Source organism: Georgenia sp. Marseille-Q6866 (assembly GCF_965111665.1).
Genome location: NZ_CBCOOR010000003.1, coordinates 1 through 24,742 on the forward strand (window position 1 = coordinate 1; position 24,742 = coordinate 24,742).

Below are 24,742 nucleotides of genomic sequence, written 5' to 3' on the forward strand. Positions count from 1 at the left end.
CGAACAGCACCAGTGCCGGTCCGACGAAGAAGGCGATCTCCAGGCGCTTGCGCCACTGGCCGGAGAGGCGGGACGGGCCACGCCCCCCCGGCCGTCCCCCCCGCCGGGCGGGGGGCCGGCCCGCGGGGCGGGGCGCCCGCCCCGGGGGGCGGCGGCCAGGCCGCTGCGCCGGGGGCGGCGGCTCAGGCCGCGCGGGCGGTGAGCATGCGCGCCAACCCGGTGAGCATCTCGTGGCTCGCGGCGGGCAGGCCGAGCCCGTCCAGCGCCGCCAGCCCCTCGGCGAGGTGGCTGTCGACGAGCCGCTGGTGCTCCTCGACGGCGCCGGTCGTCTCAAGGACGGTGCGCAGGAGCGCGACGTCCTCGGCGGACAGGTCCGGGCGGCCCACGTGCCGCTGCAGGGTGGCGCGCTGCTCGGCGTCCGCGCCCCGCAGCGCCAGGGCGAGCAGGACGGTGCGTTTGCCCTCGCGCAGGTCGTCGCCGGCGGGCTTGCCGGTCACCTCGGGCTCGCCGAAGACGCCGAGGACGTCGTCCCACAGCTGGAAGGCCACGCCGAGGGGGAGGCCGACCCGGCGTAGCGCCGCGAGCGCCTCGTCGGGCGCGCCGGCCAGGGCGGCGCCGAGGACGAGGGGGTGCTCGACGCTGTAGCGCGCGGACTTGTGCTGCACCACCATGAGCGCGCGGTCGACGTCGTCCTGCTCGTTCCACGGCAGCACCTGGGAGCGGACGTCGAGGTACTGCCCCACGGCCACCTCGGTCGTCATGAGGTCCCACGTGGCGCGCGCCCGCGTCGAGGCGGCGTCGTCGACGAGCCGCCGCGCGAGGTCCATCTCGACCGAGGACACCGACAGGAGCAGGTCGCCGAGGAGGATGGCGCCGGCGGCCCCGTGACGGTCCGGGTCGCCCAGCCAGCCCCGATCGGCGTGCTCGCCCGCCATGCGCCGGTGGACGGCCGGCAGACCGCGGCGGGTCAGCGACCCGTCCATGAGGTCGTCGTGGGCGAGCGCGGCGCCCTGGAAGAGCTCGAGTGCGCTGCCCGCGAGGACGGGCGCGGAGCCGGCCGCCACCGGCCTGTCGGTGAACGCCGTCCAGCCGGCGGTGCAGAAGGCCGCGCGCAGCCGCTTGCCCCCGCCGAGCAGGGCCTCACCGGCGGACAGCAGCTCCTCCACCCCCTCGAGGGACTCGAAGGGGCGGGTGTGCTCGCGCAGGGCGGTGGCGACACGGTCGGTCACGAGCGTGGCCAGGCCGGCGGTAGGTGCTGCCATGCAGGGCAGCCTACGGGTGGCGGCCGCTGCTCCCCAGACGACGGGCTCCGCACGTCCTCCACAACGGGCACCGGCGCCTCGGTGACGGGCACCCGCGGCGGTGTGCGATGGACCCATGAACACGACGACCATCACGATCTCCCAGCCCGAGGACATCGTCGCCTACCTGCCCTACCGGCTCGGCTTCCGCCCGCGGGACTCGGTGGTCCTGCTCGCGATGTGCGGGGAGCGCAACCGTCTCGGCCTCGTCACCCGGGCCGACCTCGCGGACATCGGCCACCCGCGGGTCGGACCGGCGCTCGTCCGGGACGTCTCCCGGCTCATGGCGGAGGAAGGGGCCCACGACGTCTTCGTCGTCCTCTACTCCGACCTGCCCCGGGACCGGCTCGCGGCCGACCCCCTCGTGCGCGGAGCCCTGGAGCACCTGCGCACCCTCACCTCGTGGGCGGACCCGCCCGGCCCCTGGGTGGTGGGCGCCGGCACCTACGGCTGCTGGGGGACCGGCGAGGAGTGCGCCCCCACCACCCGCGACGCCGCCGAGCTCGACCAGCGGCCCGTCGTCGCCACCCTCGTCCTCCACGGCCTCGCCCTCGTCCCCGCTCGGGAGGACCTCGCGGTGCCCCGCACCACCGACGCCGAGCGTCGCCGCAGCGCCACGCGCGCGGCGCGCGAGGGGCGCCGCAGGCTCACCGAGCTGCGCGCCCGCAGCGGCGGGGGAGCGGCGCTGCCCGGTGCGGCCTTCGGCGTCCCAGGTGCGGCGCCGGCCGTCGACCAGCGCGAGATGGCCGAGTGGCGGGAGGAGGAGCGGCGCCGCTGGGAGCGCCTCGTCGCCCTCGCCGTGCGCGGCGCCGTCCTGCCCGCGAGCGAGCTGGGCATGCTCGCGTCCGCCCTGGAGGACAACACCGTGCGCGACAGCGTCCTGTGCTCGGTGATCCACCCGCTGGCCGGCCGGGTGCTCGACCGGGCGCGGACCGAGGAGATCCTCGACCTCGCGATGCTCCCGGGCGGACCCCCGCCCGACCAGGACCGGGTCGAGCCCGCTGCCTGCGTCCTGCGGGCGCTCGTGGCCTGCGTGCCACGCCGCTCCGGGGCGCTGGCGCTCGGCCTGCTCGCCTGGATCGCGTGGTGGTGCGCCGACGGAGCCCGCGCCGACGTCCTCGCCCAGCAGGCGCTGCGGGCGCGCCCGCGCACCCGCCTCGCCGAGCTCGTCGATGAGGCGCTCGCGGCGCGTCTCCCGCCGGGGTGGGTCCGGACCGCCTCGGGCGACCCGGCGGCCCCGAGGCCGCCGATCCGGTAGCGTCAGCGCACACGGAGCAGGCCCAGGACGTCCCGGCAGGAGCCGGAGGATGGAGCGCTGAATGACGGTCGTCGTGGGCTACCTCGCAACCCCTGAGGGCGAGGCGGCGCTGGAGACCGGCGTCGCGGAGGCCCGACGACGGGACGCACGCGTCGTCGTCGTCATCTCCCGGCGCTCCCGGCAGGAGCAGCACGCCGACGTCGACGCCGAGCTCGACGCCCTGCGCGACCGGCTGGACGACGCCGAGGTCGCCTACGACGTCCGGCAGCTCGGCCGCGGCAACGACGTCGCCTCCGACCTCGTCGAGACCGCCGAGGAGACGGGCGCCGAGCTCATCGTCATCGGGCTGCGCCGCCGCTCGCCGGTGGGCAAGCTCATCCTCGGCTCCAACGCCCAGCGCATCCTCCTCGACGCGCCGTGCCCGGTGCTCGCGGTCAAGCCGCCCTCCGCGGAGCGCCGCTCCTACTGAGTTCCCGCCGCCGGCCGGGGAATGCCGGGGTCCCCTCCCGTGTTGTCACGGGTGGCTGCCGATGGACTGCCGTTCGCGTGAGACCGCGCGGACGCGCGCAGCGAGTTATAATTGTAGGCAGCGCACCGGCTTGAAGCCGGAACCCTCGTCCCCCTCCGAAAGGCCTTCTGTGTCGTCGCACGCCCAGAGCACCTCCAGCCGCACGCACGCCGCGCGCACCTCTGCCGGCGGCACCACCGCGTCGGTCGAGGAGACGTCGACGAAGACCCGGGCCAAGGCGCCGGCGAAGTCGACCACGGCCAAGAAGCCCGCGGCGAAGAAGGAGACCAGCACGGCTACCAAGCGCACGGCCACGAAGACCACCGCCGCCAAGAAGGCAGCCCTCAAGGCGGTCCCCGACGTCGAGCAGCCCGAGGCGACCACCGACGAGGCGACCGAGACCACCGCCGCCGCGCCGGAGGCCGAGGCCACCACCAGCAAGGAGAGCGGCTTCGTCGTCTCCGACAACGACGACGACGACGCCCCGGTCCAGCAGGTCGTCACCGCCGGTGCCACCGCCGACCCGGTCAAGGACTATCTCAAGCAGATCGGCAAGGTCGCCCTCCTCAACGCCGAGCAGGAGGTCGAGCTCGCAAAGCGCATCGAGGCCGGCCTGTTCGCCGAGGAGAAGCTCGCCAGCGAGGACGTCTCCGGCAAGCTCAAGCGTGAGCTCGAGTGGATCGCCAACGACGGCCGTCTCGCCAAGAACCACCTCCTCGAGGCCAACCTGCGCCTCGTCGTCTCCCTCGCCAAGCGCTACACCGGGCGCGGGATGCTCTTCCTGGACCTCATCCAGGAGGGCAACCTCGGCCTCATCCGCGCCGTGGAGAAGTTCGACTACACCAAGGGCTACAAGTTCTCGACGTACGCCACCTGGTGGATCCGTCAGGCGATCACCCGCGCGATGGCCGACCAGGCGCGCACCATCCGCATCCCGGTGCACATGGTCGAGGTCATCAACAAGCTGGCGCGTGTCCAGCGCCAGATGCTCCAGGACCTGGGCCGCGAGCCCACCCCGGAGGAGCTGGCCAAGGAGCTGGACATGACGCCCGAGAAGGTCGTCGAGGTCCAGAAGTACGGCCGCGAGCCGATCTCCCTGCACACCCCCCTCGGTGAGGACGGTGACAGCGAGTTCGGCGACCTCATCGAGGACTCCGAGGCCGTCGTCCCGGCCGACGCCGTGAGCTTCACCCTCCTCCAGGAGCAGCTCCACCAGGTCCTCGACACGCTCTCCGAGCGCGAGGCCGGCGTCGTGTCCATGCGCTTCGGCCTCACCGACGGCCAGCCGAAGACGCTCGACGAGATCGGCAAGGTCTACGGCGTCACACGAGAGCGCATCCGTCAGATCGAGAGCAAGACGATGTCCAAGCTCCGTCACCCCAGCCGCTCCCAGGTCCTGCGCGACTACCTGGACTGAGCACACCCGCACGACGAAGGCCCGCACCGGTACGGTGCGGGCCTTCGGGCGTCCTAGCCGCGTGCCGCGTGGCGGTCGGCGTTGGCGTGGATCGCGTCGCGCACGTACTGGGCCAGGCCGGGACGGATGTCCTCGTAGGTCTTCGTGAAGCGCGGGTCGCTCACGTACAGGTCCCCGAGGTTGCGGTGGAAGTCCGCCGAGAGCGAGTAGAAGCGCTCGTGGATGTGGAGCCGGGCCCGCTCGGCGGCGTCCATGGCGGCCTCGCTCGTCGCCGGCTCACCCGCCTCCAGGGCGGCGACGAAGGCGGCGTTGACCTCCTCGGCCTCCGCCTTGATCTCCTCCCAGTCGGCCTTGGTGTAGCGGGACGTGCGCTGCTGGGACTGGCGCCACGCCTCGGTGTCGCCCCAGCGGTCCTGCGCCTCAGCGGCGTACTCGTCGCTGAACCCGTCGCCGAACAGCTCGCGCTGCTCCTCCTTGGTGAGGTTCACCCCGGTCATCTCTTTCTCCAGTGCTCGGTCGATGGCCGTGACGAGCTCGGCGAGCTCGTCCAGCCGGGACACGACCGCGGAACGCTGCCGTCGCAGGTGCTCGAGCAAGGCCGGCCGCGTGCCGTCGTCGAGCAGCTGGGCGATCTCCTCCAGGGAGAAGTCCAGCCGCCGGTAGACGACGACGTGCTGCAGGCGCGTGACATCCTCCTCGGTGTAGAGCCGGTATCCCGCGTGGCTGCGGGCGCTCGGGCTCAGCAGGCCGATCGCGTCGTAGTGGTGCAGCGTGCGCACCGTGACGCCGAAGCGCTCGGCCACCTGGCCCACCGTCAGCACCGTGAGGACTCCTGTTCCGTCGGTCATGCCTCCACCGTGGCGCCTGACGCCGCGTGAGGGTCAAGCCCATTCTCCTCGCCCGCGGAGCTGCGTGGGGGGAGTGACCGGGGCGCCGCGCGCGCACGGGGGCCGGCGACCGGGGACTGTCGGGACCGACCTCTACGATCGACCGGTGAGCACCGACACCTCGACCACGCGCCCGCCGCTCGGCCTGCGCACCTCCGACCTCGTGACCGCCGCCGCCACCGGGCTCCTCACGCTGCCGGACCCGGCCCGCCGTACCCCGGCCACCCGCTTCGCGCTGCGGACCGCCGTCGCCGGGACCACCGGCGCCGGCGTGTGGCTGGGCACGGACGGGGGCCGCGCCCTGGACCTACCCAGCCGGGTCGCCTTCACGGCCGGCGCCGTCGGGTTCGTCTACGGGGCCGCCGAGCTCGGCGAGGCCGTGGACCGGGCGCTCCAGCGCCGGCTCGTACGCATGGGGGTGCGCCGCCCGCGCGTGACGATGGCCCTGGCCGGCGTCGGCGCCTCGCTGGCAATCTCCCTTCTCGAGCGGCGGGCCGAGGCTGCCGAGGAGGAGGACGACGCCCCCGAGGGCCCCGTCCTGCGACCCCTCCCGGAGCCCGTCCGCGAGCTCGTGAGCGCGATCCTCTCGCACACCGAGGACTACGACTCCCTGCGCCTGCGCGCCCAGCTCACCGGGGCGCGCGAGGAGGTCTGGGGCGAGCCGGAGGACGCCCCCCCAGATGGTCGAGCTGTCCGTGCCCGAGGACGCCCCGCTCGCCGTGCCGCACTCCTTCACCTTCCCGGTGAGCGCGCGCTTCACCTCGGCGCGCGGGGTGCCCTGTGCCGCGCGGGTCCTCGTCAGCGGCGGCCGGCTCGCTGCCGTCGTCGTCGACCTCGACGACGACGCGTGGGAGGTGCTCGCCGAGGACTGGGACCCGGCCGGCGGTGACCCCGACCCGCTCGCCGACGTGACGCTGCCGCGGCCGCAGGACGTCATCCTGGTCACCGAGGCGCGGGGCTGAGCCTCACACGTCCTTGCCGTAGGCGAGGGACCGGCGCGACTCCCGGTAGCCGAGGCCCGTGTAGAGGTCCAGGGCGCGGTTGGGATTCTCGACGTCCACGCCGAGGTCGGCCCGCTCGATCCCGTCCTCCCGCAGCGCCCGCATGGTCGCCGCGAGGAGGGCCCTGGCCACGCCCGCGCGCCGCCACGGCCGCCGGACACCGAGGAGGTCGGTCCACCCGGCCGAGTAGCCCTGCGCCGCCCAGTCCTGCTCGTAGGCCGAGGTGAGGCTGTACCCGGCGACCTCGTCGCCGTCGAGGACCACGAAGCTCCACGTGGGCCGGAAGTAGCGCCCGCCGACGCTCTGGCGCTCCCAGTTCTCGCGGTCGCGGGGCTCGCTGCCCCAGTGGTCGGCGAAGGCGTCGTTGTGGGCCAGCCGGACCGGCTCGCTGAGGGCCGGCTCGTAGGGCATGAGCCGCAGGTCCTCCCGCAGCGCGGCCGCGGGGATCTCGGTGTCCAGCGGGCGGGTGAGCTCGAGGTAGACGCGCAGCCGGCGGAACCCGGCCCGGTCGAGGAGACGCTCGGTGGCGGTGAGCCCGTCGTCGACGTGGACGAGCACGCGCCCCGGGCCGGTGGTCCGTGCGGCGGCGATCTTCTCCCGCCCCAGCCGCTCCTGCCAGGCGAGCAGCTCCCGGCCGATGCCCCGGCCGCGCCACTGCGGGTGCACCCCGCCCCAGCAGAAGGCACGGACCGTGCGGACGTCACCCGGGAGCACCTGGACGTGCCCGAAGGCGCGGGGGACGCCGTCGTCGTCGATGCCGATGGTGCTGTCGCGGGCCGGGTCCTTCCAGGAGCCGTCGAGCAGCTCGTCGTGGAGGTCCTCGGGGGTGTAGCGCTCGGCGGGGTCGTCGGCGGCCTCGATCGCTCGGACGAGCTCGTGCCAGACGGGGACGTCCTGCGCGGTGATGGCCCGCCAGCGCAGGCCGGCGACGGGGGCGGGTGCGGTGCTCATGCCGCGGAGGCTACGGGCCGGCCGCCCGGCCGTCACGGGAAATAGCGCAGGCGCCGGCACCCATCGGGTGCCGGCGCCTGCGGTCGGTCGTGGAGGGCGCCTCTCAGCGCGCGTTGTCCTCGGTGAGACGGTGCGTCTCGTCCTGGATGGCGGTCGCGACCCCTTCGAGCGCCTCGGCGTGCTTGCGGGCGTGGTGCGCGCAGAAGAGCAGCTCCCCTACGGGCAGTCCCACGCGCACGTACGCCTGGGCGCCGCAGCGGTCGCAGCGGTCCTGTGCGGTCAGCGGGGCGGTCATCGTTGCGTTCACATCTGCATACAACCACGTCGGCACCGGAAACTTCCCCGGGACGGCGCCCCGTTCGCTTCCAGCGGACCGGGTGGCGCGATCGAGTGACGAGGGTCACGACGGCGGCCGCCTCCTCGAGTGCTCCCCATCACCTCCTCGCGGGGCCGGTGTACGCGATCCCGCGGGTCAGTCCGCGGAAACGGGGGAAGTCGTTCGTATGATCGCCGGGTGCCTCCCAAGTCGACCGCCTCGCCCTCGCAGTACACCGCCCGCCACCTCTCCGTCCTCGAGGGGCTGGAGGCGGTCCGCAAGCGTCCGGGCATGTACATCGGCTCGACCGACTCGCGCGGCCTCATGCACTGCCTGTGGGAGGTCATCGACAACGCGGTCGACGAGGCGCTCGAGGGCCACGGTGACTCCATCGCCGTCGTCCTCCACCCCGACGGCTCCGTGGAGGTCCGCGACAACGGGCGCGGCATCCCCGTCGACACCGTCGACTCCGTGGGCCTCAGTGGCGTCGAGGTCGTCTTCACCAAGCTCCACGCCGGCGGCAAGTTCGGCGGCAGCTCCTACGCCGCCTCCGGCGGCCTGCACGGCGTCGGTGCCTCCGTCGTCAACGCGCTGTCCGCACGTCTGGACGTCGAGGTCGACCGCGGCGGCAAGACCTACCGGATGACCTTCCACCGCGGCGAGCCGGGCACCTACGACGACCGCGCCGGCGCCGGCCCCGAGGCGCCCTTCGCGCCCTTCACCGACGCGAGCGAGCTCGCCGTCGTCGGCAAGACGCCGCGCGGGCGCACCGGCACCCGGGTGCGCTACTGGGCCGACCCGCAGATCTTCCCCTCGTCCTCGCAGTTCTCCTACGACGAGCTCATCACCCGCGCCCGCCAGACGACCTTCCTCGTCCCGGGCCTGACGATCACCGTCCGCGACGAGCGGCGCCTGCCCGGCACGCCGGGGGAGGACGGCCCGGTCGAGGAGGTCTTCCGGCACGACGGCGGCGTCGTCGACTTCACCGAGTTCCTCGCCACCGACCCGCCCGTCTCGGACATCTGGCACCTCACCGGCAGCGGCACCTTCACCGAGACCGTCCAGCAGCTCGACGCGTCCGGCCACCTGAGGCCGCAGGAGGTCGAGCGCACCTGCGAGGTCGACATCGCGCTGCGGTGGGGGCAGGGCTACGAGACGACGGCCCGCTCCTTCGTCAACATCATCTCCACGCCCAAGGGCGGCAGCCACCTCACCGGCTTCGAGCAGGGGCTCGTGCGCACGGTGCGCAAGCAGATCGACGCGAACTCCCGGCGCCTCAAGGTCACCGCCAAGGACCCGAAGATCGAGAAGGACGACGTCCTCGCGGGCCTCACCGCCGTCGTCAACGTCCGCCTGCCCGAGCCGCAGTTCGAGGGTCAGACCAAGGAGATCCTCGGCACGGCGCCGGTGCGCGGCATCGTCGCGAACGTCGTCGACAAGCAGCTCACCGAGATCCTCACCTCGCCCAAGCGCCACGAGAAGGCGCAGGCCGCCGCGGTGCTGGAGAAGGTCGTGGGGGAGATGCGCGCCCGCGTGCAGGCGCGGCTCACCAAGGAGATCTCGCGGCGCAAGAACGCGCTGGAGAGCTCGCGGCTGCCCGCCAAGCTCGCGGACTGCCGCACCGACGACGTCGAGCGCTCCGAGCTGTTCATCGTCGAGGGCGACAGCGCCCTCGGCACGGCGAAGCTCGCGCGGTCCAGCGACTTTCAGGCGCTCCTGCCGATCCGCGGGAAGATCCTCAACGTCCAGAAGGCCTCGCCCGCCGACATCCTCCGCAACGCGGAGGTCGCCTCGATCATCCAGGTCATCGGCGCCGGGTCCGGCCGCACCTTCGACCTCGACGCCGCCCGCTACGGCAAGGTCATCCTCATGACCGACGCCGACGTCGACGGCGCCCACATCCGCACCCTCCTCCTCACGCTGTTCTTCCGGTACATGCGCCCGCTCGTCGAGGCCGGCCGCGTGTACGCCGCGGTGCCCCCGCTGCACCGCGTCGAGATCGCGGGCTCGGGCGGCAAAAAGGGCGAGAAGATCTACACCTACTCCGAGGCCGAGCTCCACCAGCTGCTGCGCAAGCTCGAGAAGCAGGGCAAGCGGTACAAGGAGCCGATCCAGCGCTACAAGGGCCTGGGAGAGATGGACGCCGACCAGCTCGCCGAGACGACGATGGACCCCGCCCACCGCACCCTGCGGCGGGTGAGCATGGCCGACGCCCAGGCGCTGGCCGAGGCCGAGCGGGTCTTCGAGCTCCTCATGGGCAACGACGTCGCCCCCGCAAGGACTTCATCGTCGCCGGCGCCGGCCAGATCGATCGCGACCGCATCGACGCCTGACGCGCCCCGGACCACCACAGCTCAACGCGCACTTTAGGATTCCGACATGCCCGACACCTCCCCGACCGCGCCGCCCCTCCCGCCCACGCCGCCGTCCCCGCCCCTCACCTCGGCCTCACCTGGCGGCCACTCAGCACCGACGACGTCGACCCCGTCCACGCCCTCATCGGGCGCTGCGAGGCCGTGGACCAGCCGGTGCTCCGCACGGCGCGGGCCCAGGTCGAGGACGTCCTCGGGCGCCCGGCGACCGGGATGAAGGCCGACAGCCTGGGCGGCTTCGACAGCTCGGGGGAGCTGCGCGCCGCAGCCTTCGTCCACGCGCCGCTCGGTGATGAGACCCACGCCCGCGTGTTCATCTCCGCGTCGGTCGACCCGTCGTGGCGCGGACGCGGCATCGGCCGTGCGTTGCTGACCTGGCAGGACGACCGCGCCCGCCAGATCCTCGCCACGCTCGACCCGAACCTGCCCGGGCGCATCGCCGCCTACGTCGACGAGGACCTCGAGGACCGCCGTCGCCTGTACGCCGCCGCCGGCTTCAGCCCCAAGCGCACCTTCCGCGAGATGCGGCTGCGGCTCACCGAGCCGCCCGCCGCCGTCGACGTTCCCGAGGGCTACGAGATCCGGCAGTGGAGCCCGGAGATCGACGACGCCGTCCGCGACGCGCACAACGAGGCGTTCCGGGACCACTGGGGCTCCCAGCCCGTCGCCGAGACGACCTGGGCGGCCTCCCACCGCTCGCTCGAGGCGGCGTGGAGCGTCGTCGCCGTCCACCTCGCGACCGGCAGCGTCGCGGGCTACGCGCTCACCGCCCGCCACGAGCACCAGTGGGAAGCGCTGGGCCACACCGAGGGCTACACCGAGCTCCTCGGGGTGCTGCGCCCGCACCGCGGCTCGGGGGTGGCGCGCGCGCTGCTCTCCGCGGTCCTCGGTGCGCTGTACCGCGACGGCATCGAGGTCGCGGCGCTCGACGTCGACATGGAGAACCCCTCCGGCGCCCACCGCTTCTACGAGCGCATGGGCTACGAGCCGCAGGGCGCCCGGATCCTCTACACGATCGAGGTGTGACGCGTCCCGCTCACCGGCGGCGCCGGTAGGCCGTGACGCGGTGAGCACGTATCGTCGGAGCATGCTCGAGGACTACGACGGCGCCAGCCGCGCCCCGGCGCCCCGCGCCGCCGTGGAGGGGACCGGCGTCGAGCTGCCGCAGGGACACGACCTGCGGTGGCAGTGGCTGACCCTGGAGGGCAACGCCGTGCTCGTCGACCTGCTTGCGCGCATCGAGGAGCACGACGACCCGCCCTACCGCACGACTCTGGAGGAGTCCGCGGAGACCTTCGTCGCGGTGGGCGCGGACGCCGGCAACGCCAAGGTCATCGGGATCGACGCCGACGGCGTCCCCCGGGCCTACGCGATCGTGCGGGTGCGGCCCACGGCCGGCACCTACCGGGCGCTGTGCGACGGTGGCGTGGACCCCGCGTGGCGCAGCCGCGGGATCGGCGCGACCCTCCTGGACTGGCAGCTGCGGGCCGCCCGCGTCATCCTCGACGCCGCCGGGCAGAGCAGCGCCCTCGCCGTCGTCCACGTCGAGGACAACATGACCCACGCGCAGACCATGCTGCGCCTGGCCGGCTTCGTCCCCACCCGCTGGTACACCGAGATGCGCAGGGACCTCTCCCTTCCGCTGCCCGACGTCCAGCCCAAGGGCAAGGTCACCATCGAGCCGTGGGACCCGGCCCTGGACGACGCCGTCCGCCGCGCCCACAACGACGCCTTCAAGGACCAGTGGGGCGGGGAGCAGCACACGCCCGAGACCTGGGTGCAGGGCCGTACGTACTTCGCGCCGCAGTGGAGCTTCATCGCCCTGGACCGCACGAGCGACCGTGCGCGCGTGGCGGGCTACCTCATGTCCGGGCGCTACGAGGGCGACTGGCAGGCTCAGGGCTGGACCGAGGGCTACACCGAGATCCTCGGCGTCCGTGAGGAGTGGCGCGGGATGCGGGTGGCCACGGCGCTGCTCGTCACCGCGATGCGCGCCTACGCCGCCGACGGCATGGAGTACGCCGGGCTCGGCGTCGACTCACCGGCGCCCGGCGGCGACTTCGGCCTCTTCGGCCAGCTCGGCTACGAGCCCACGCGCCACTCGCTGATGTTCACCCGCTCCGTCTGACCCGTCCCACCCACCCCGCGCCTCCCTCCCTCTTTCGCGCCCTCGTCGCCGACAGCTGAGTTGTTCCTGGACGTCACCGCTGTGGGAGTCGGGGCGGCGGGCCAGAGACGTTGGTGACGGCCAGGCGCGCCAGCGCCAGTTCTCGCCCCCACGGAGTCGCAGCGTCGGCGCCATGTGGGCGGTTGGTGTCCGGTCACACGTGGGCTGTCGGCGGGCCGGGGCGCAGGTAACAAGTCAGCTGTCGACGCTGGGGATCCGGCGGCGGGTAACAAGTCAGCTGTCGGCGAGTGGGCGGGGCGGGATCCAGCTGTCGGGGGGTGAAGTGGCCGGTCAGCCGATGGCGGTGACGGGGCGGGGAGCGGTCGGCCGGAGCCGTCGCGGCGCTCGTCCACCTCCGGCAGGTCGACGGGCTGACCACCCGCGCCGACCGCACGGATGGGCTCGAGGCCCACCCACGCCGTCGTCAGGGTGTCCTCGCCGCGGAGGAAGCGCTGCGCGCGGACACCGCCGGTGGCGCGGCCCTTGCCGGGGAAGCGGTCGAAGGGGGTGACCTTCGCGCTGCCCGGCATCGTGCCGGGAAGGGCCGTGGAGGACCCGGCGACGGTGACGACGAGGCTGCGGGAGACGTCGTCGGGGTGGACGACGCCGAAGGCGACGACGCGTGCGTCCTCGGGCATCTTCACCCCGGCCATGCCCCCCGCGCCGCGCCCCTGCGGCCGGACTGCGGACGCCGCGAAGTGGAGGAGGTGCGCCTCGGTGGTCACGAGGACGAGGCGGTGCTCGTCGGGCGCGTGCGCGGCCCCGACGACGGCGTCGCCCGGCTTGAGGGAGATGAGCTCCCACGCGTCACCCTTGCCGGGACGGTCGGCCGGGCTCACGCGCTTGACGGTGCCGGCGGCGGTGGCCAGGGCGAGGGGCGGGGCGTCGTCGTCGAGGCGGGTCAGGCCCACGACGCGCTCGCCCGGCTCGAGCTGGAGGAGCTCGCCGATGGGTGCGCCGCCGGACAGGCCGGGCGCGGAGTCGGTGGACGGCAGCGCGGGGGCGTCGAGGACCGACAGCCGCACGCAGCGGCCGCTGCTCAGCACGACGCCGACGTCGCCGCGGGTACGGGCCGGGACGGCAGCGGCGATGGCGTCGTGCGCGACGCGCGGGCCCAGGCGTGGCGGCTCCTGCGCGCTGCGGGCGAGCAGCCCGGTCCCGGACAGCGCCACCCAGCACGGCTCGTCGGGGATCTCGAGCGGCACGCTCGTGCCGGTGCGACGGGCGGAGGCGGCCGAGCCGGTGGCCGGGCCGCCGGCGTGCTCGAGGAGCACGGTGCGCCGGGGGGTGCCGTGGGTGGCGGCGACGTCGGCGAGCTCGTCGCTCACGACCTGTCGCAGGAGCGCCTCGTCGGCGAGGATCCGCTGCAGCTCCTCGATCTCGCGGGCCAGCGCGTCACGCTCGGCCTCCAGCTCGAGACGGGAGAACTTCGTGAGGCGGCGCAGCCGCAGCGCGAGGATGTAGTCGGCCTGCGGCTCGGACAGGTCGAAGACCACCATGAGCCGCTGGCGCGCGGCGTCGGCGTCGTCCGACGAGCGGATGACGGCGATGACCTCGTCGATGTCCGCGATCGCGACGAGCAGGCCGGCCACGAGGTGCGCGCGCTCGATGCGCTTGGCCAGCCGGTGCTCGGTGCGGCGGCGGACCACCTGCAGGCGGTGCTGGACGTAGACCGACAGCAGCTCTCGCAGGCCCAGGGTTTGCGGCTGCCCGTCGACGAGCGCGACGTTGTTGATCCCGAAGGAGTCCTCCATCGGGGTGAAGCGGTAGAGCTGCTCGAGGACGGCCTCGGGGTTGAAGGCGTTCTTGATCTCGATGACCAGCCGCAGCCCGTGCGCGCGGTCGGTGTAGTCGGCGACGTCCGCGATGCCCTGGAGCTTCTTGGCGTCCACCGCCTCCTTGATCTTCTCGATGACCCGCTCCGGGCCCACCTGGTAGGGCAGCTCGGTGACGACGATCGCCTTGCGGCGCGCGGTGACGTTCTCCAGGTGCGTGGTGGCGCGGGTGCGGAAGGACCCGCGGCCGGTGGCGTAGGCGTCGCGGATGCCGTCGAGGCCGACGATCTTGCCGCCCGAGGGCAGGTCCGGCCCCGGCACGAAGCGCATGAGCTCCTCGAGCGTCGCGTCCGGCTGCGCGATGAGGTGGCGTGCCGCGGCGGTGACCTCGACGAGGTTGTGCGGCGGCATGTTCGTCGCCATGCCGACGGCGATGCCCGAGGCGCCGTTGACGAGGAGGTTGGGCATCGCCGCCGGCAGCACCGAGGGCTGGGTCAGCTGGTTGTCGTAGTTGGGGACGAAGTCGACGACGTCCTCGTCGAGTCCCGCCGTCATGAGGAGGGCGGCCGGCGCGAGCCGTGCCTCGGTGTAGCGCGGGGCCGCGGGGCCGTCGTCGAGGGAGCCGAAGTTCCCGTGGCCGTCCACGAGCGGCACCCGCAGGGAGAAGTCCTGCGCGAGGCGCACCATGGCGTCGTAGATCGCGGTGTCGCCGTGGGGGTGGAGCTTGCCCATGACCTCGCCGACCACGCGCGCGCACTTGACGTGCCCGCGCTCGGGCCGCAGGCCCATCTCGTCCATCTGGAAGAGGATCCGTCGCTGCACGGGCTTGAGGCCGTCGCGCGCGTCGGGCAGCGCACGGGAGTAGATCACCGAGTACGCGTACTCGAGGAAGGAGCCCTGCATCTCGCTGGAGACGTCGATGTCGACGATCTGCTCCGGCACGGGCGGCGGCGGGGTGCTGCGGCGTGGCATTGGGCCATTGTCCCCCGACACGGGCGCCGGTCCGCGCACCCGTGCCCGCCGTGTCCGGGCCTGTGTCGGACCCGGCCGGTAGGTTGGGCCCATGAGCGAGGAGGCGCCCCCGTACCCCGCGCACTGGGAGGCCGACGTCGTGCTGCGCGACGGCATCCCGATGCACATCCGCCCGATCCGGCCGGAGGACGCGCCCGCGCTCCAGGCCATGCACCAGCGGCAGTCCCCGCTCTCGCAGTACTACCGCTTCTTCGCGCCGATGGAGCGGCTCAGCGACCGTGACCTGCACCGATTCACGCACGTGGACCACGACGACCGCGTCGCCCTCGTCCTCACGAGCGGTGAGGACATCCTCGCCGTCGGCCGCTACGACCGCCTGGACCACGACGTCGCCGAGGTCGCCTTCTACGTCGCCGACTCCGAGCACGGCCGCGGCCTGGGCTCGGTGCTCCTCGAGCACCTCGCCGCCGCGGGCCGGGAGCGTGGCGTCGTGCGCTTCACCGCCGAGGTGCTGCCCGCCAACGCCCGGATGATCCGCGTCTTCCGCGACGCCGGCTACGACGTCCACCAGGAGCTCGACGACGGCGTGCTGCGCGTGGAGTTCCACATCGAGGAGACCGGCCGCTCGTGGGGCGTCATGGCCGAGCGGGAGCAGCACGCGGAGTCGCTGAGCATGCGCACGCTCATGGCGGCCGGCTCGGTCGTCGTCGCCGGGCTGGGCGGCCCCGAGCAGGTCTTCGCCGAGCATGCCGCCGCCACCGTCCGTGCCGGCAGCTTCACCGGCCCCGTCCACCTCGTCGGCCTGCCCGACGGCGGGACGGAGGGGGCGGGACACGCCTCCCTCACCGCACTCGCCGAGCACCTGCGCGCGTCGGGGGCGCCCGCCCCGGACCTCGCGGTCGTCGCGGGGGAGCCGGACGCCGTCGTCGCCGCGGTCCCCGAGCTCGCGGCGCTGGGCGTGCACGCCGTCGTCGTCCTGTCCGGCGGCTTCGCCGAGGGGGACGAGGAGGGGCGGCAGCGGCAGGAAGAGCTCGTGCGCCGCACCCGCGCCGGCGGGATGCGGCTCCTCGGCCCGGCGTCCTACGGCGTCGTCGCCACCGGGCCCGCGGGACGGCTGGACGCCACGGTCCGCCGCGGGATCGGGCAGGGCGGCCTCGCCCTGTTCTGCCAGTCCGCCGCCGCTGGCAGCGCGCTCCTGTCCGCGGTCCAGCGGCGCGGCATCGGGCTGCGCAGCTTCGTCTCCGCGGGCAACCGCGCCGACGTGTCCGGCAACGACACGATGCAGGCCTGGCAGGACGACCTCGGCATCACCGCCGCCGTCGTCAACCTCGAGTCGATCGGCAACCCGCGCAAGTTCTCGCGCATCGCGCGGCGCCTGGGCGCCACCGTGCCGCTCATCACCGTGCTCAGCGGGCAGACCGGTCAGCAGGTGCCCCCGGGCCACGCGGTGCGCACCACGCGGGAGCCGCAGCGGGTGCTCGCGCAGATGCTCGACCAGGCGGGGGTGATGCGCACCCGGACCACCCAGGAGATGCTCGACCTCGCCCAGCTCCTCGTCTCCCAGCCGCTGCCGCGGGGGCCGCGCACGGCGGTGCTCGGCAACTCCGGTGCCCTCACCACCGCGATCGCCGGCGCGGCCCGCGGCCACGGCCTCCAGCCGGTGCCCTCCGGTGCCCTGCCCGCCCTCGCCACGGGGGAGGACTACGCCCGGGAGCTCGCCCGCCTGCGTGAGGACGACTCGTGGGACGCGCTCGTCGTCGCGCACGTGCCGCCCCTGGGCGACGGCGACGCCGGGGTCTGGCGCGCGCTCGCCGCGGCCGCGGCGGGGGAGGAGCGTCCCGTCCTCGCGGCCGTCCGGGGACTCCTCGGCCTCACCGACGAGCTGACGAGCGACGGACGCACCGTGCCTGCCTACGCCACGCCCGCCGACGCCGTCGCGAGCCTCGCCGGTGCCGTAGCCCACGCGCGGTGGCGCGACGCCGACCACGGCGAGCTCGTCGACCCCACCGGGATCGCCCCCGCCCGTGCCCGCGAGCTGCTCGCCCCGGCCCTGCGCGGCCTCGGGCCCGGTGAGGCCGCGCGGCTCGCGCCCGACGCCGTCGCCGAGCTCCTCGCCTGCTACGGGCTCAGCCTCGTGCCCTCCCGCACCGCCCGCACCCCCGAGGAGGCGGTCGCCGCCGCCCAGGAGCTCGGCTGGCCGGTGGCGCTCAAGACCCGCGACGAGGTGCTGCGCCACCGCGCCGACCTCGGCGGGGTGCGCCTGGACCTCCGCACCCCCGCGGAGCTCACCGCCGCCATGGCCGCGATGACCCGCGACCTAGAAGCCGTCGGCCGTCCCGGCCTCGGCGTCGAGGTCCAGGCCATGGCGCCGCCCGGTGTCGCCTGCGTCGTGCGCGGCACCGAGGACGACCTCTACGGGCCGGTCGTGTCCTTCGGCCTGGGCGGCGACGCCGTCGAGCTCCTCGACGACGTCTCCTACCGGATCCCCCCGCTCACCGACGTCGACGTCGCGCAGATGGTCCGCGCGGCCAAGGCCTCGCCCCGACTCTTCGGGCACCGCGGCCTGCCGGTCATGGACGTCAAGGCCCTGGAGAACGTCATCGCACGCGTCTCCGTGCTCGTCGACGACCTGCCCGAGGTGCGGCAGATCCTCCTCAACCCCGTGCTCGTCGGGCGTCGCGGCGCGGCCCTGCTCAGCGCCGTCGTCGAGGTCGCCCCGCCCGGGCGGGCCGACAGCGGACGACGCGTCCTGCCCGGGGTGGGCGCAAGTGGTGTCAAGATGGAGCCGTGGATCGCCGCAACGTGACGAACGACCTGCAGTCCCGCCTCCGAGCAGACCTGGACCGCGCCGGCTACTACCCGCGGCTCGTCCAGGGTGTTCTCGACATCGCGCTCGCGGGCGAGGAGGTCCGGGCCTACCTCGTGCACCCCGAGACGACCTTCGACTCCCGGGAGGTGCGTCGCCACCTCACCGCCCTCGCCCTGACGCCCACCCGGCTCGTCATGGCGCACGTCGACGACGTCCCGGGCAACGAGGTCCCCTCGGCTGCCGCGACCACCGAGGCGGTGCCGATCGACCGCATCTCCTCCGTCGCCCTCACCCACGGCGTGAGCGACCCGGCCGGCACCCACGGCGGGCTGCGCTCGGACGACCTCACCATCGCGGTCACCTGGGGCGGGGCCCAGCAGGTCGACCTCGCACCCGCCGGCTGCAGCGACCCCGACTGCGAGGCCGACCACGGCTACACCGGACTGCTCACCCCCGAGGACGTCGTCGTGCGCGTGAGCGCGCAGGCGGAGGGCGCCGCGGCGCTGGAGCAGGCGCTGGCCTTCGCGCGGGCGCTGTCCGCCGCGACGGTGTCGTCGACGTGACCGAGCTGCCCCCCGACCTGCGCCTGCCCGACTACGACGGCACCGGGCTGCGCGCCGTGCTGCCCGCCGCCCTCGACGCCGTCGGCGCCCCGACGACGAGCGCGGGCCGCACCTCCGCCGACGACCGCGAGGCCCTGGGCCTGCCGCAGGCCCGCAAGGTGTGCGTCGTCCTCGTCGACGGCCTCGGCGCCCGCATGCTCGCCGAGCGCGGCGGGCACGCCCCCTTCCTGCGCCGGCAGCTGGCCGACGGGCTCACCCTCACGAGCGGCTACCCGTCGACGACGGCGGCGAGCCTCACGATGTTCGGCACCGGCTGCCCGCCCGGCCAGACCGGCATGCTCGGCTACACGGTCCGCAACGACGCCGACGGCTCGCTCCTCAACCTCATCAGCTGGGAGGACGCGACCGTCTCGCCGCGGCAGTGGCAGCCCGAGCCCACGCTCGTCGAGCAGCTCGGCACCGAGTCGTGGGGACGGCGCGTGGCGAGCGTCGGACCGGCCCGGTTCGTCGGCTCCGGGCTCACCGAGGCCGCGCTGCGCGGTCCGCGCTTCGTCGCCGCCGACTCGATGGCCGACCGCGTGGACGCGACCTGCTCCCTGCTCCGCACCCGCGGCACCGACCTCGTCTACCTCTACTGGGGTGACGTCGACAAGATGGGCCACCACCACGGCTGGGGCTCCTGGCAGTGGGGGGAGGCCGTCGAGCTCGTCGACGCCGAGATCTCCCGGCTCGCCCGGCAGCTGCCCAAGGGCACCCTCCTGCTCGTCACCGCGGACCACGGCATGGTCGACCTCGGCCCCGACTCGCGCATCGACGTCGCGACGACCCCGGAGCTCGACCGCGACGTCGCGCTCATCGCGGGGGAGCCGCGCGCCGTCCACGTCCACACCGAACCCGGGACCGCCGCTGACGTCGCGGGGCGCTGGCGGGACGTGCTCGGGGAGACCGCCTGGGTCCTGCTGCGCGAGGAGGCGGAGGAGGTCGGCCTCTTCGGTCCGCTGAGCGAGCGGCACCGCACGACCGTGGGCGACGTCGTCGTCGCGACCCGGGGGACGCGCGCCGTCGTCGACTCCCGCACGCAGACGCCGTCGTCGATCGCGCTCGTGGGCGTCCACGGCTCGCTCACCCCCGGCGAGCTGGAGATCCCGCTCGTGCGGGTCGTGGTGTGAGGTGGCCGAGCTCGCCTTCTTCGCCGGCACGATGGACTCCGGCAAGTCCACCCTTGCCCTGCAGATCGACCACAACTACCGCCGTCGCGGGCTGAGCGGCCTCATCTTCAGCCGCAACGACCGCGCCGGCAGCGGCGTGCTCTCCTCCCGTCTCGGCCTGGCCGTCGCCGCCGTCGAGGCCGACGACGCGACGGACTTCTGGCAGGAGGTCGTCACCCGGCGCACCCACGGGGAGCGCGTGGACTACCTCGTGTGCGACGAGGCGCAGTTCTACAGCGTCGCGCAGGTCGAGCAGCTGGCCCGGCTCGTCGACGACATGGACGTGGACGTCTTCGCCTTCGGCATCACCACCGACTTCCGCACCCGGCTCTTCCCCGGCTCCGCCCGGCTGCTCGAGCTCGCGGACCGCGTCGAGCAGCTCCAGGTCCAGTCGCTGTGCTGGTGCGGGCGCCGCGCCACTCACAACGCGCGCACCGTGGACGGACGGATGGTGACCGAGGGCGAGCAGGTCGTCGTCGGGGACACCGAGGCGGAGCCCGAGCCGGCCGGCGGCGTGGGCTACGAGGTGCTGTGCCGCCGCCACCACGTGCGCCGGGAGACCGCCGCCGTCGGTGGTGCGGCCGAGCTCAGCCCGGAGACCCTGCCACTGGGCTGAGCGCCGGTGCGCCGGATCTGCCGGCGGCGTCAGGTCGCCGGCGGAGCGGCGGCGGCTGCGCGTGATCTGCGCACAAGTGCGCCGGGAGGCGGGTTGTGCGACACCTGTCCCGGTGTGTCGCCCGCGTGTCGCCAACTTGTGCGCAGGCCAGCGACGGGCCGGCGACCCGGGCGTGCGGGCGGCTGGGCGTGCCGGCGGCCGGCACGCCGGCTACTCGGGCTTGGCGCCGAAGACGATCTCGTCCCAGCTCGGCACGCTCGCGCGGCGGCCGCGGCTCGAGCGTCGCTTCGCGTCCTTGGCCTCGCCCTCACCGCGCTGCGCCGGTGCCTGCGCGGCCCGGCGGCCCTGGCCCTCACCCGTCCGGGGCTGGGCCGGCTCCTCCGCCCTCGGCGGAGCGGGCGCGACGGCGGGCGGCGTGGAGGGTGCGGGCTCCGGCTCCTCGACGACGGCGGGACGGGCGTCACGCGGCATGGGCAGCACCTGGGCGTCGACCGCCTCGTGTGCCCGTGAGGCCGGCGGGTGGGCGGCCGGGGGCAGCCCCCAGGCGTCGTCCTCCTCGACCGACTCGAGCTCGGGGCGGGTGCCCCGCGTGGCACGCAGCTCGGCGAGGAGGTCGTCGGTGCTCGCGGCGGGCAGGTCGCCGTAGCCGAGGTCGTCCTCCGGCTCGGCGTCGCTGAGGTCGGCGTCGACGGCCGCGAGGGCCGGGCCGAGGTCGCCGTCGGCCTCGACGTCGTAGAGCCGCACCGGCATGAGGTGACGGCGCGAGGGGCTGGCGGGGGTCACCTCGGTCTCGGAGAGCCAGCGGCCCTCGTCGTCCAGCGCGTGGGTGGTGCGGGCGGCCATGTCGACCTCCCAGCGGGCCTCGCGGTGCTTGTCGCCGGCGGTGAAGCGGGCGATGAGCTCCCACGAGCGGTCCTGGCGGCGGACGGCGTCCCACTCGATCTCCGGTGCGCGCACCCCGCGGGTGGCCAGCCGGTCCAGGACGAGGTCGCCCAGCGAGGGGGAGTCCTCGGCGCGGCCGACGGTGAAGCGGCGCGCCTGGTCCACCACCCAGCTGCGCTCGGCGAGGACGGGGCCCTCGTAGCGCTGGACGTGCTCCACGGGCAGGCCGGCGGCCTCCGCGACCTCCACGGCCGTGGCCCCGGCGCGAATGCGCGCCTGGATCTCCTTGGGCCGCAGCCCTGCACCGGCGCGGATCTGCTCGAGCTGGGGCCGGTCGCGCCGGACGGCAGCCCGCAGCGCGTCGTCGACCAGCAGGCGGTAGCGCTGGCCGTCCGGACCGGCGAGCGTGAGGTGCTCGCCGTCGCTGTGCAGCCCGACGAGTTCGAGCTCTAGCATGTCGTCCCCCTTCGAGGTATGGGTCGAGGGTGCCACCGCTCGCGGCCCGGATGCCGGATTCCCGCCGGTGTGTTCTCCAGGGTCCTGTCAGCATGGACCAGTGCGGCCGCCGGACCGGGGAGGTTCCCCGGCGTGGCACGACCCACCCGACGCCGCCCAGGGAGGACGCCATGACCGACACCACCGCCGTCAGCCAGGAGCTCATGGGGATCGCCGAGACCGTCGCCCGGGAGGCCGGCGACCTCGTCCGCGAGGCCCTCGGCGGGTCGGTCGCTGTGGCCGCGACGAAGAGCAGCGGCGTCGACCTCGTCACCGAGGTGGACCAGGCGGCCGAGGCGCTCATCCGCCGCCGCCTCGCCGAGCTGCGCCCCGAGGACGGCGTGCTCGGGGAGGAGGAGGGCTGGCAGGCCGGCTCCTCCGGCCTCGTCTGGGTGGTCGACCCCATCGACGGGACGACGAACTTCGTCTACGGCCTACCCGCCTACTCGGTGAGCATCGCCGTGGCCCGCGCGGAGGGGGAGGACCCCTTCGCCTGGGAGCTGCTCGCCGGAGCCGTCCACGCCCCGGCCACCGGGCAGACGTGGACCGCCGCCCAGGGCGGTGGCGCGTACGCCGACGGCGAGCCCCTCACCATCGGCACGCCGCCGCAGCTCGCCACGGCGCTCGTGGGGACCGGTTTCGCCTACACCGCCGACCGCCGGGCCGGGCAGGCACAGGTGCTCGCCGCGGTGCTGCCCGAGGTCCGGGACATCCGCCGCCTCGGGTCCGCCGCGATGGACCTGTGCCTCGTCGCCGCCGGCGCCATGGACGTCTTCTTCGAGCGCTACCTCAACCCCTGGGACATGGCAGCGGGCGCGCTCGTCGTCACCGAGGCGGGCGGCGTCGTCGAGCGGGTGGGGGAGGGCGTCGAGGGCGTGACCGTCGCCGGTCCGGCCGCGCTCGTCGACGCGCTCCTCGCCGTCGTGCGTCCCGCCCTGCGCTGAAACGGCCCGCCGGCCGGGAGATTCCGGTCACACCGCCGGGGGATTTGGACTCGACAACGCGCGGATCGCGGCGGAAACTCAGGCCTTGGCGCGGGCCCGACCGCGACGGCGGACCGCCTCATGGTGCACAATCCGGGTGCCGCGGGAACAACACGGGGCTCTCAACGTTCCTGAGGTACGGCACGAGCCGTGCCCCTGACACAACTAGACGAACCGGAGCGTGACGTCTACATGGCGACCGACTACGACGCGCCTCGCAAGAACGAGGAGGACCTCTCCGAGGACTCGATCGAGGAGCTCAAGGCCCGTCGGGCCGAGAAGAGCTCTCCCTCGGTCGACGAGGACGAGGCGGAGGCCGCCGAGGGCTTCGAGCTCCCGGGTGCCGACCTCAGCAACGAGGAGCTCTCCGTCCGGGTGCTGCCGCGCCAGGCCGACGAGTTCACCTGCTCGCGGTGCTTCCTCGTGCACCACCGCAGCCAGCTCGCCTACGAGGACGGCGGCCAGCTCGTCTGCTCGGAGTGCGCTGCCTGACCTGCCCGTCCCAGGGCCGCGGCCAGCTCGGCAGGACGCCGGCTGGCCACGAGCCAGTAGGGCGTCGGGTCCCGCGGGTCGACGACCTCCACACGCAGGCCCTGCCGCACCCACGGGCGCTGGCAGACAAAAGCGCGAGCATCGGCCTGCGGGCCCATGGCCGCAACCATCGCATCGGCGTCGAGCACCACGGTTTCCCCGAGGTGCACGACGCCGATTCGTGCGTTCGCGGCGTGCAGCACCGGCCCCGTGCCCACCTCCTCGTCGCCGAGCTCGACGACGACGCGCGGCGAGCTGACGAGCAGCCCGACGACGACGGCGACCGCCGCCACGATTCCGACGACGTAGCCGGCCGTGGCGCTGAAGGGCCACACGAGCGCGCCGACCGCCGCACCGGCGAGCGCGCCGAGCACGAGGTTGACCGGACGGGGGTGCAGGCGCTCGGAGAAGATGACGGAGTCCACGGCACCACTGTCCCACCTCGCCCGTCCCGCCCTCCCGCTCGGCCGGCCCGCCGGGGTGGCCGGCGGGGTGGACGCTGGTTGGGGTGGCGCGGCCGGGGTCAGTACAGTCGCGGGCGTGAGTGACTACGTCGACGTCCCGCTCGTCCGGCTCGACCCGGACCTGCCGGCACCGTCCTACGCCCACCCCGGGGACGCCGGGGCCGACCTCCACGCCCGCCACGACGTCGAGCTGGCGCCGGGGGAGCGGGCCGTGGTCCCCACCGGGACGGCGATCGCGCTCCCCGAGGGCTGGGCGGCCTTCGTCCACCCCCGCTCCGGGCTGGCGGCGCGGCACGGTGTCACGGTCGTCAACGCGCCGGGTACCGTGGACGCTGGGTTCCGGGGTGAGATCAAGGTGATCCTCCTCAACACCGACCTCCGGGAGACGGTGCGGATCGCACGTGGCGACCGCGTGGCGCAGCTCGTCGTGCAGCGCGTCGCGCAGGCCCGGTTCACCGAGGTGCAGGACCTGCCCGAGTCGGTACGCGGCACGGGCGGGCTGGGGTCAACGGGTGGCTGGACGGCCACCGGAGCAGGAGGCGAGAACTGATGGGGCTCTTCTCACGACGCCGCAAGGGCGACGATGCCGCGCCGGCCGAGACCGACGCACCGACCGACGACACCACGGCCGACGACGCCGCGACCGCCCCCACGGGCCGCGGCCCCTGGGACGTCGCCGACGTCCCCGAGGTCGGCCAGCGCCTCGACCTCGGCGCGCTGCGCGTCCCCGCCCGCCCCGGCCTCAAGCTGCGGATGGAGATGGACAAGCGCACCCGCCAGGTCGTGGCCACGAGCCTGTCCGTGTCCGGCTCCGCGCTCCAGCTCCAGGCCTTCGCCGCCCCCCGCTCCGGCGGGCTGTGGGCCGACCTGCGTCCCGAGATCATCGCCTCGGTCGAGAAGCAGGGCGGCACCGCCGACGAGGTCGACGGCCCCTTCGGCCGCGAGATCCTCGCCCGGCTGCCCGTCACCGCCCAGGACGGCCGCATGGGCCACCGCCCGGCGCGCTTCATCGGTGCCGACGGACCCCGCTGGTTCCTCCGCGGCGTCCTCAGCGGACGCGCCGCCGTCGACCCCGACGCCGCCGCCGAGCTCGAGGACCTCTTCGCCGACGTCGTCGTCGTCCGCGGGCAGGAGGCCCGCCCGCCGCGCGACGTCCTCATGCTCCGCGTGCCCGGCAAGGCGAGCGGAGGGACGACGGCGGAGGAGACCCCGACGACGTCCTTCGACCCGCTCGCCCGCGGTCCCGAGATCACCGAGATCCGCTGA

Annotated in this window: 21 protein-coding genes and 1 pseudogene; 15 read left to right on the forward strand and 7 right to left on the reverse strand. The window is 74.4% G+C overall.

The genetic code is table 11. The features are described from left to right. Positions 1-182 precede the first annotated feature (182 nt). Positions 183-1,262, reverse strand: coding sequence for a polyprenyl synthetase family protein (locus ACWPXV_RS03335; protein WP_454083897.1), 1,080 nt, complete (start codon positions 1,260-1,262; stop codon positions 183-185). 115 nt (positions 1,263-1,377) lie between these two features. Here ACWPXV_RS03335 and ACWPXV_RS03340 point away from each other — a divergent pair, with 115 nt between their 5' ends. The 3 genes from ACWPXV_RS03340 to ACWPXV_RS03350 all read left to right on the forward strand — a co-directional run bounded on the left by ACWPXV_RS03340 (position 1,378) and on the right by ACWPXV_RS03350 (position 4,484). Then, on the forward strand, positions 1,378-2,559 hold the full coding sequence (locus tag ACWPXV_RS03340) for a DUF4192 domain-containing protein (RefSeq protein ID WP_454083898.1): 1,182 nt from the start codon (positions 1,378-1,380) through the stop codon (positions 2,557-2,559). A gap of 61 nt (positions 2,560-2,620) precedes the next feature. Beyond that, a complete protein-coding gene (locus ACWPXV_RS03345; protein WP_251303334.1) occupies positions 2,621-3,028 on the forward strand; it encodes a universal stress protein in 408 nt (135 codons plus the stop codon). Positions 3,029-3,089: 61 nt separating this feature from the next. Continuing rightward, positions 3,090-4,484, forward strand: a complete 1,395-nt coding sequence (locus ACWPXV_RS03350; RefSeq protein WP_454083899.1) for an RNA polymerase sigma factor — start codon at positions 3,090-3,092, stop codon at positions 4,482-4,484. A 53-nt stretch (positions 4,485-4,537) separates the two neighbouring features. Here ACWPXV_RS03350 and ACWPXV_RS03355 read toward each other — a convergent pair whose 3' ends face one another. Then, complete coding sequence (locus tag ACWPXV_RS03355; protein ID WP_454083900.1) at positions 4,538-5,332, reverse strand: MerR family transcriptional regulator; 795 nt, start codon at positions 5,330-5,332, stop codon at positions 4,538-4,540. A gap of 145 nt (positions 5,333-5,477) precedes the next feature. Here ACWPXV_RS03355 and ACWPXV_RS03360 point away from each other — a divergent pair, with 145 nt between their 5' ends. Then, on the forward strand, positions 5,478-6,260 hold the full coding sequence (locus tag ACWPXV_RS03360) for a hypothetical protein (RefSeq protein WP_454083901.1): 783 nt from the start codon (positions 5,478-5,480) through the stop codon (positions 6,258-6,260). Between the two features lie 76 nt (positions 6,261-6,336). On the opposite strand, the gene ACWPXV_RS03365 is transcribed toward ACWPXV_RS03360, so the two are convergent. Both ACWPXV_RS03365 and ACWPXV_RS03370 read right to left on the reverse strand, forming a co-directional pair. Beyond that, positions 6,337-7,323, reverse strand: coding sequence for a GNAT family N-acetyltransferase (locus tag ACWPXV_RS03365; RefSeq protein WP_454083902.1), 987 nt, complete (start codon positions 7,321-7,323; stop codon positions 6,337-6,339). 103 nt (positions 7,324-7,426) lie between these two features. Then, positions 7,427-7,618 (reverse strand): DUF7455 domain-containing protein, encoded by a 192-nt coding sequence (locus ACWPXV_RS03370; RefSeq protein WP_251303393.1) that lies wholly within the window; start codon positions 7,616-7,618, stop codon positions 7,427-7,429. 219 nt (positions 7,619-7,837) lie between these two features. On the opposite strand from ACWPXV_RS03370, the pseudogene ACWPXV_RS03375 reads away from it, so the two are divergent. The 3 genes and pseudogenes from ACWPXV_RS03375 to ACWPXV_RS03385 all read left to right on the forward strand — a co-directional run bounded on the left by ACWPXV_RS03375 (position 7,838) and on the right by ACWPXV_RS03385 (position 12,139). Continuing rightward, positions 7,838-9,972: pseudogene (locus ACWPXV_RS03375) on the forward strand (DNA gyrase/topoisomerase IV subunit B). A 195-nt stretch (positions 9,973-10,167) separates the two neighbouring features. Further along, a complete protein-coding gene (locus tag ACWPXV_RS03380; protein WP_454083903.1) occupies positions 10,168-11,037 on the forward strand; it encodes a GNAT family N-acetyltransferase in 870 nt (289 codons plus the stop codon). Positions 11,038-11,098: 61 nt separating this feature from the next. Next, positions 11,099-12,139 (forward strand): GNAT family N-acetyltransferase, encoded by a 1,041-nt coding sequence (locus ACWPXV_RS03385; RefSeq protein WP_454083904.1) that lies wholly within the window; start codon positions 11,099-11,101, stop codon positions 12,137-12,139. On the opposite strand, the gene ACWPXV_RS03390 is transcribed toward ACWPXV_RS03385, so the two are convergent. Then, positions 12,094-14,925, reverse strand: a complete 2,832-nt coding sequence (locus ACWPXV_RS03390; protein WP_454083905.1) for a DNA gyrase/topoisomerase IV subunit A — start codon at positions 14,923-14,925, stop codon at positions 12,094-12,096. The two genes, ACWPXV_RS03385 and ACWPXV_RS03390, sit on opposite strands and share 46 nt — an antisense overlap. 91 nt (positions 14,926-15,016) lie before the next feature. Here ACWPXV_RS03390 and ACWPXV_RS03395 point away from each other — a divergent pair, with 91 nt between their 5' ends. From ACWPXV_RS03395 to ACWPXV_RS03410, 4 genes are read left to right on the forward strand one after another with little or no spacing between them, the layout of a single operon-like run. After that, positions 15,017-17,731, forward strand: a complete 2,715-nt coding sequence (locus tag ACWPXV_RS03395; protein ID WP_454083906.1) for a GNAT family N-acetyltransferase — start codon at positions 15,017-15,019, stop codon at positions 17,729-17,731. Then, on the forward strand, positions 17,713-18,297 hold the full coding sequence (locus ACWPXV_RS03400) for a DUF5998 family protein (protein WP_251838321.1): 585 nt from the start codon (positions 17,713-17,715) through the stop codon (positions 18,295-18,297). The genes ACWPXV_RS03395 and ACWPXV_RS03400 overlap by 19 nt, the downstream gene beginning before the upstream one ends. Further along, a complete protein-coding gene (locus ACWPXV_RS03405) occupies positions 18,294-19,466 on the forward strand; it encodes an alkaline phosphatase family protein (RefSeq protein WP_454083907.1) in 1,173 nt (390 codons plus the stop codon). Before ACWPXV_RS03400 ends, ACWPXV_RS03405 begins: the two co-directional genes overlap by 4 nt. A gap of 1 nt (position 19,467) precedes the next feature. Beyond that, a complete protein-coding gene (locus tag ACWPXV_RS03410; RefSeq protein WP_454083908.1) occupies positions 19,468-20,121 on the forward strand; it encodes a thymidine kinase in 654 nt (217 codons plus the stop codon). 210 nt (positions 20,122-20,331) lie between these two features. Here ACWPXV_RS03410 and sepH read toward each other — a convergent pair whose 3' ends face one another. Beyond that, positions 20,332-21,459: a septation protein SepH gene (gene sepH, locus ACWPXV_RS03415; protein ID WP_454083909.1), complete on the reverse strand. Its 1,128-nt coding sequence runs from the start codon at positions 21,457-21,459 to the stop codon at positions 20,332-20,334. A gap of 170 nt (positions 21,460-21,629) precedes the next feature. Here sepH and ACWPXV_RS03420 point away from each other — a divergent pair, with 170 nt between their 5' ends. Continuing rightward, positions 21,630-22,442: an inositol monophosphatase family protein gene (locus tag ACWPXV_RS03420; RefSeq protein WP_454083910.1), complete on the forward strand. Its 813-nt coding sequence runs from the start codon at positions 21,630-21,632 to the stop codon at positions 22,440-22,442. 231 nt (positions 22,443-22,673) lie between these two features. Then, positions 22,674-22,973: a DUF4193 domain-containing protein gene (locus ACWPXV_RS03425; RefSeq protein ID WP_110850981.1), complete on the forward strand. Its 300-nt coding sequence runs from the start codon at positions 22,674-22,676 to the stop codon at positions 22,971-22,973. Here ACWPXV_RS03425 and ACWPXV_RS03430 read toward each other — a convergent pair. Beyond that, the gene (locus ACWPXV_RS03430) at positions 22,928-23,437 is read right to left on the reverse strand and encodes a DUF3093 domain-containing protein (protein WP_454083911.1); all 510 of its coding nucleotides are present in this window, start codon (positions 23,435-23,437) and stop codon (positions 22,928-22,930) included. The two genes, ACWPXV_RS03425 and ACWPXV_RS03430, sit on opposite strands and share 46 nt — an antisense overlap. A gap of 115 nt (positions 23,438-23,552) precedes the next feature. On the opposite strand from ACWPXV_RS03430, the gene dut reads away from it, so the two are divergent. Both dut and ACWPXV_RS03440 read left to right on the forward strand, forming a co-directional pair. Further along, on the forward strand, positions 23,553-24,026 hold the full coding sequence (gene dut / locus ACWPXV_RS03435; RefSeq protein ID WP_454083912.1) for a dUTP diphosphatase: 474 nt from the start codon (positions 23,553-23,555) through the stop codon (positions 24,024-24,026). Then, positions 24,026-24,742, forward strand: a complete 717-nt coding sequence (locus tag ACWPXV_RS03440) for a DUF3710 domain-containing protein (protein ID WP_454083913.1) — start codon at positions 24,026-24,028, stop codon at positions 24,740-24,742. The genes dut and ACWPXV_RS03440 overlap by 1 nt, the downstream gene beginning before the upstream one ends.

What these genes read in the sequence shown, in the direction of transcription:
- ACWPXV_RS03420 (WP_454083910.1), top strand. Translation starts at nt 21,630, where the DNA reads ATGACCGACACCACCGCCGTCAGCCAGGAGCTCATGGGGATCGCCGAG.
- ACWPXV_RS03390 (WP_454083905.1), bottom strand. Translation starts at nt 14,925, where the DNA reads ATGCCACGCCGCAGCACCCCGCCGCCGCCCGTGCCGGAGCAGATCGTC.
- ACWPXV_RS03385 (WP_454083904.1), top strand. Translation starts at nt 11,099, where the DNA reads ATGCTCGAGGACTACGACGGCGCCAGCCGCGCCCCGGCGCCCCGCGCC.
- ACWPXV_RS03335 (WP_454083897.1), bottom strand. Translation starts at nt 1,262, where the DNA reads ATGGCAGCACCTACCGCCGGCCTGGCCACGCTCGTGACCGACCGTGTC.
- sepH (WP_454083909.1), bottom strand. Translation starts at nt 21,459, where the DNA reads ATGCTAGAGCTCGAACTCGTCGGGCTGCACAGCGACGGCGAGCACCTC.
- ACWPXV_RS03365 (WP_454083902.1), bottom strand. Translation starts at nt 7,323, where the DNA reads ATGAGCACCGCACCCGCCCCCGTCGCCGGCCTGCGCTGGCGGGCCATC.
- ACWPXV_RS03340 (WP_454083898.1), top strand. Translation starts at nt 1,378, where the DNA reads ATGAACACGACGACCATCACGATCTCCCAGCCCGAGGACATCGTCGCC.
- ACWPXV_RS03425 (WP_110850981.1), top strand. Translation starts at nt 22,674, where the DNA reads ATGGCGACCGACTACGACGCGCCTCGCAAGAACGAGGAGGACCTCTCC.
- ACWPXV_RS03355 (WP_454083900.1), bottom strand. Translation starts at nt 5,332, where the DNA reads ATGACCGACGGAACAGGAGTCCTCACGGTGCTGACGGTGGGCCAGGTG.
- ACWPXV_RS03350 (WP_454083899.1), top strand. Translation starts at nt 3,090, where the DNA reads ATGGACTGCCGTTCGCGTGAGACCGCGCGGACGCGCGCAGCGAGTTAT.
- ACWPXV_RS03370 (WP_251303393.1), bottom strand. Translation starts at nt 7,618, where the DNA reads ATGACCGCCCCGCTGACCGCACAGGACCGCTGCGACCGCTGCGGCGCC.
- ACWPXV_RS03395 (WP_454083906.1), top strand. Translation starts at nt 15,017, where the DNA reads ATGAGCGAGGAGGCGCCCCCGTACCCCGCGCACTGGGAGGCCGACGTC.
- ACWPXV_RS03345 (WP_251303334.1), top strand. Translation starts at nt 2,621, where the DNA reads ATGACGGTCGTCGTGGGCTACCTCGCAACCCCTGAGGGCGAGGCGGCG.
- ACWPXV_RS03440 (WP_454083913.1), top strand. Translation starts at nt 24,026, where the DNA reads ATGGGGCTCTTCTCACGACGCCGCAAGGGCGACGATGCCGCGCCGGCC.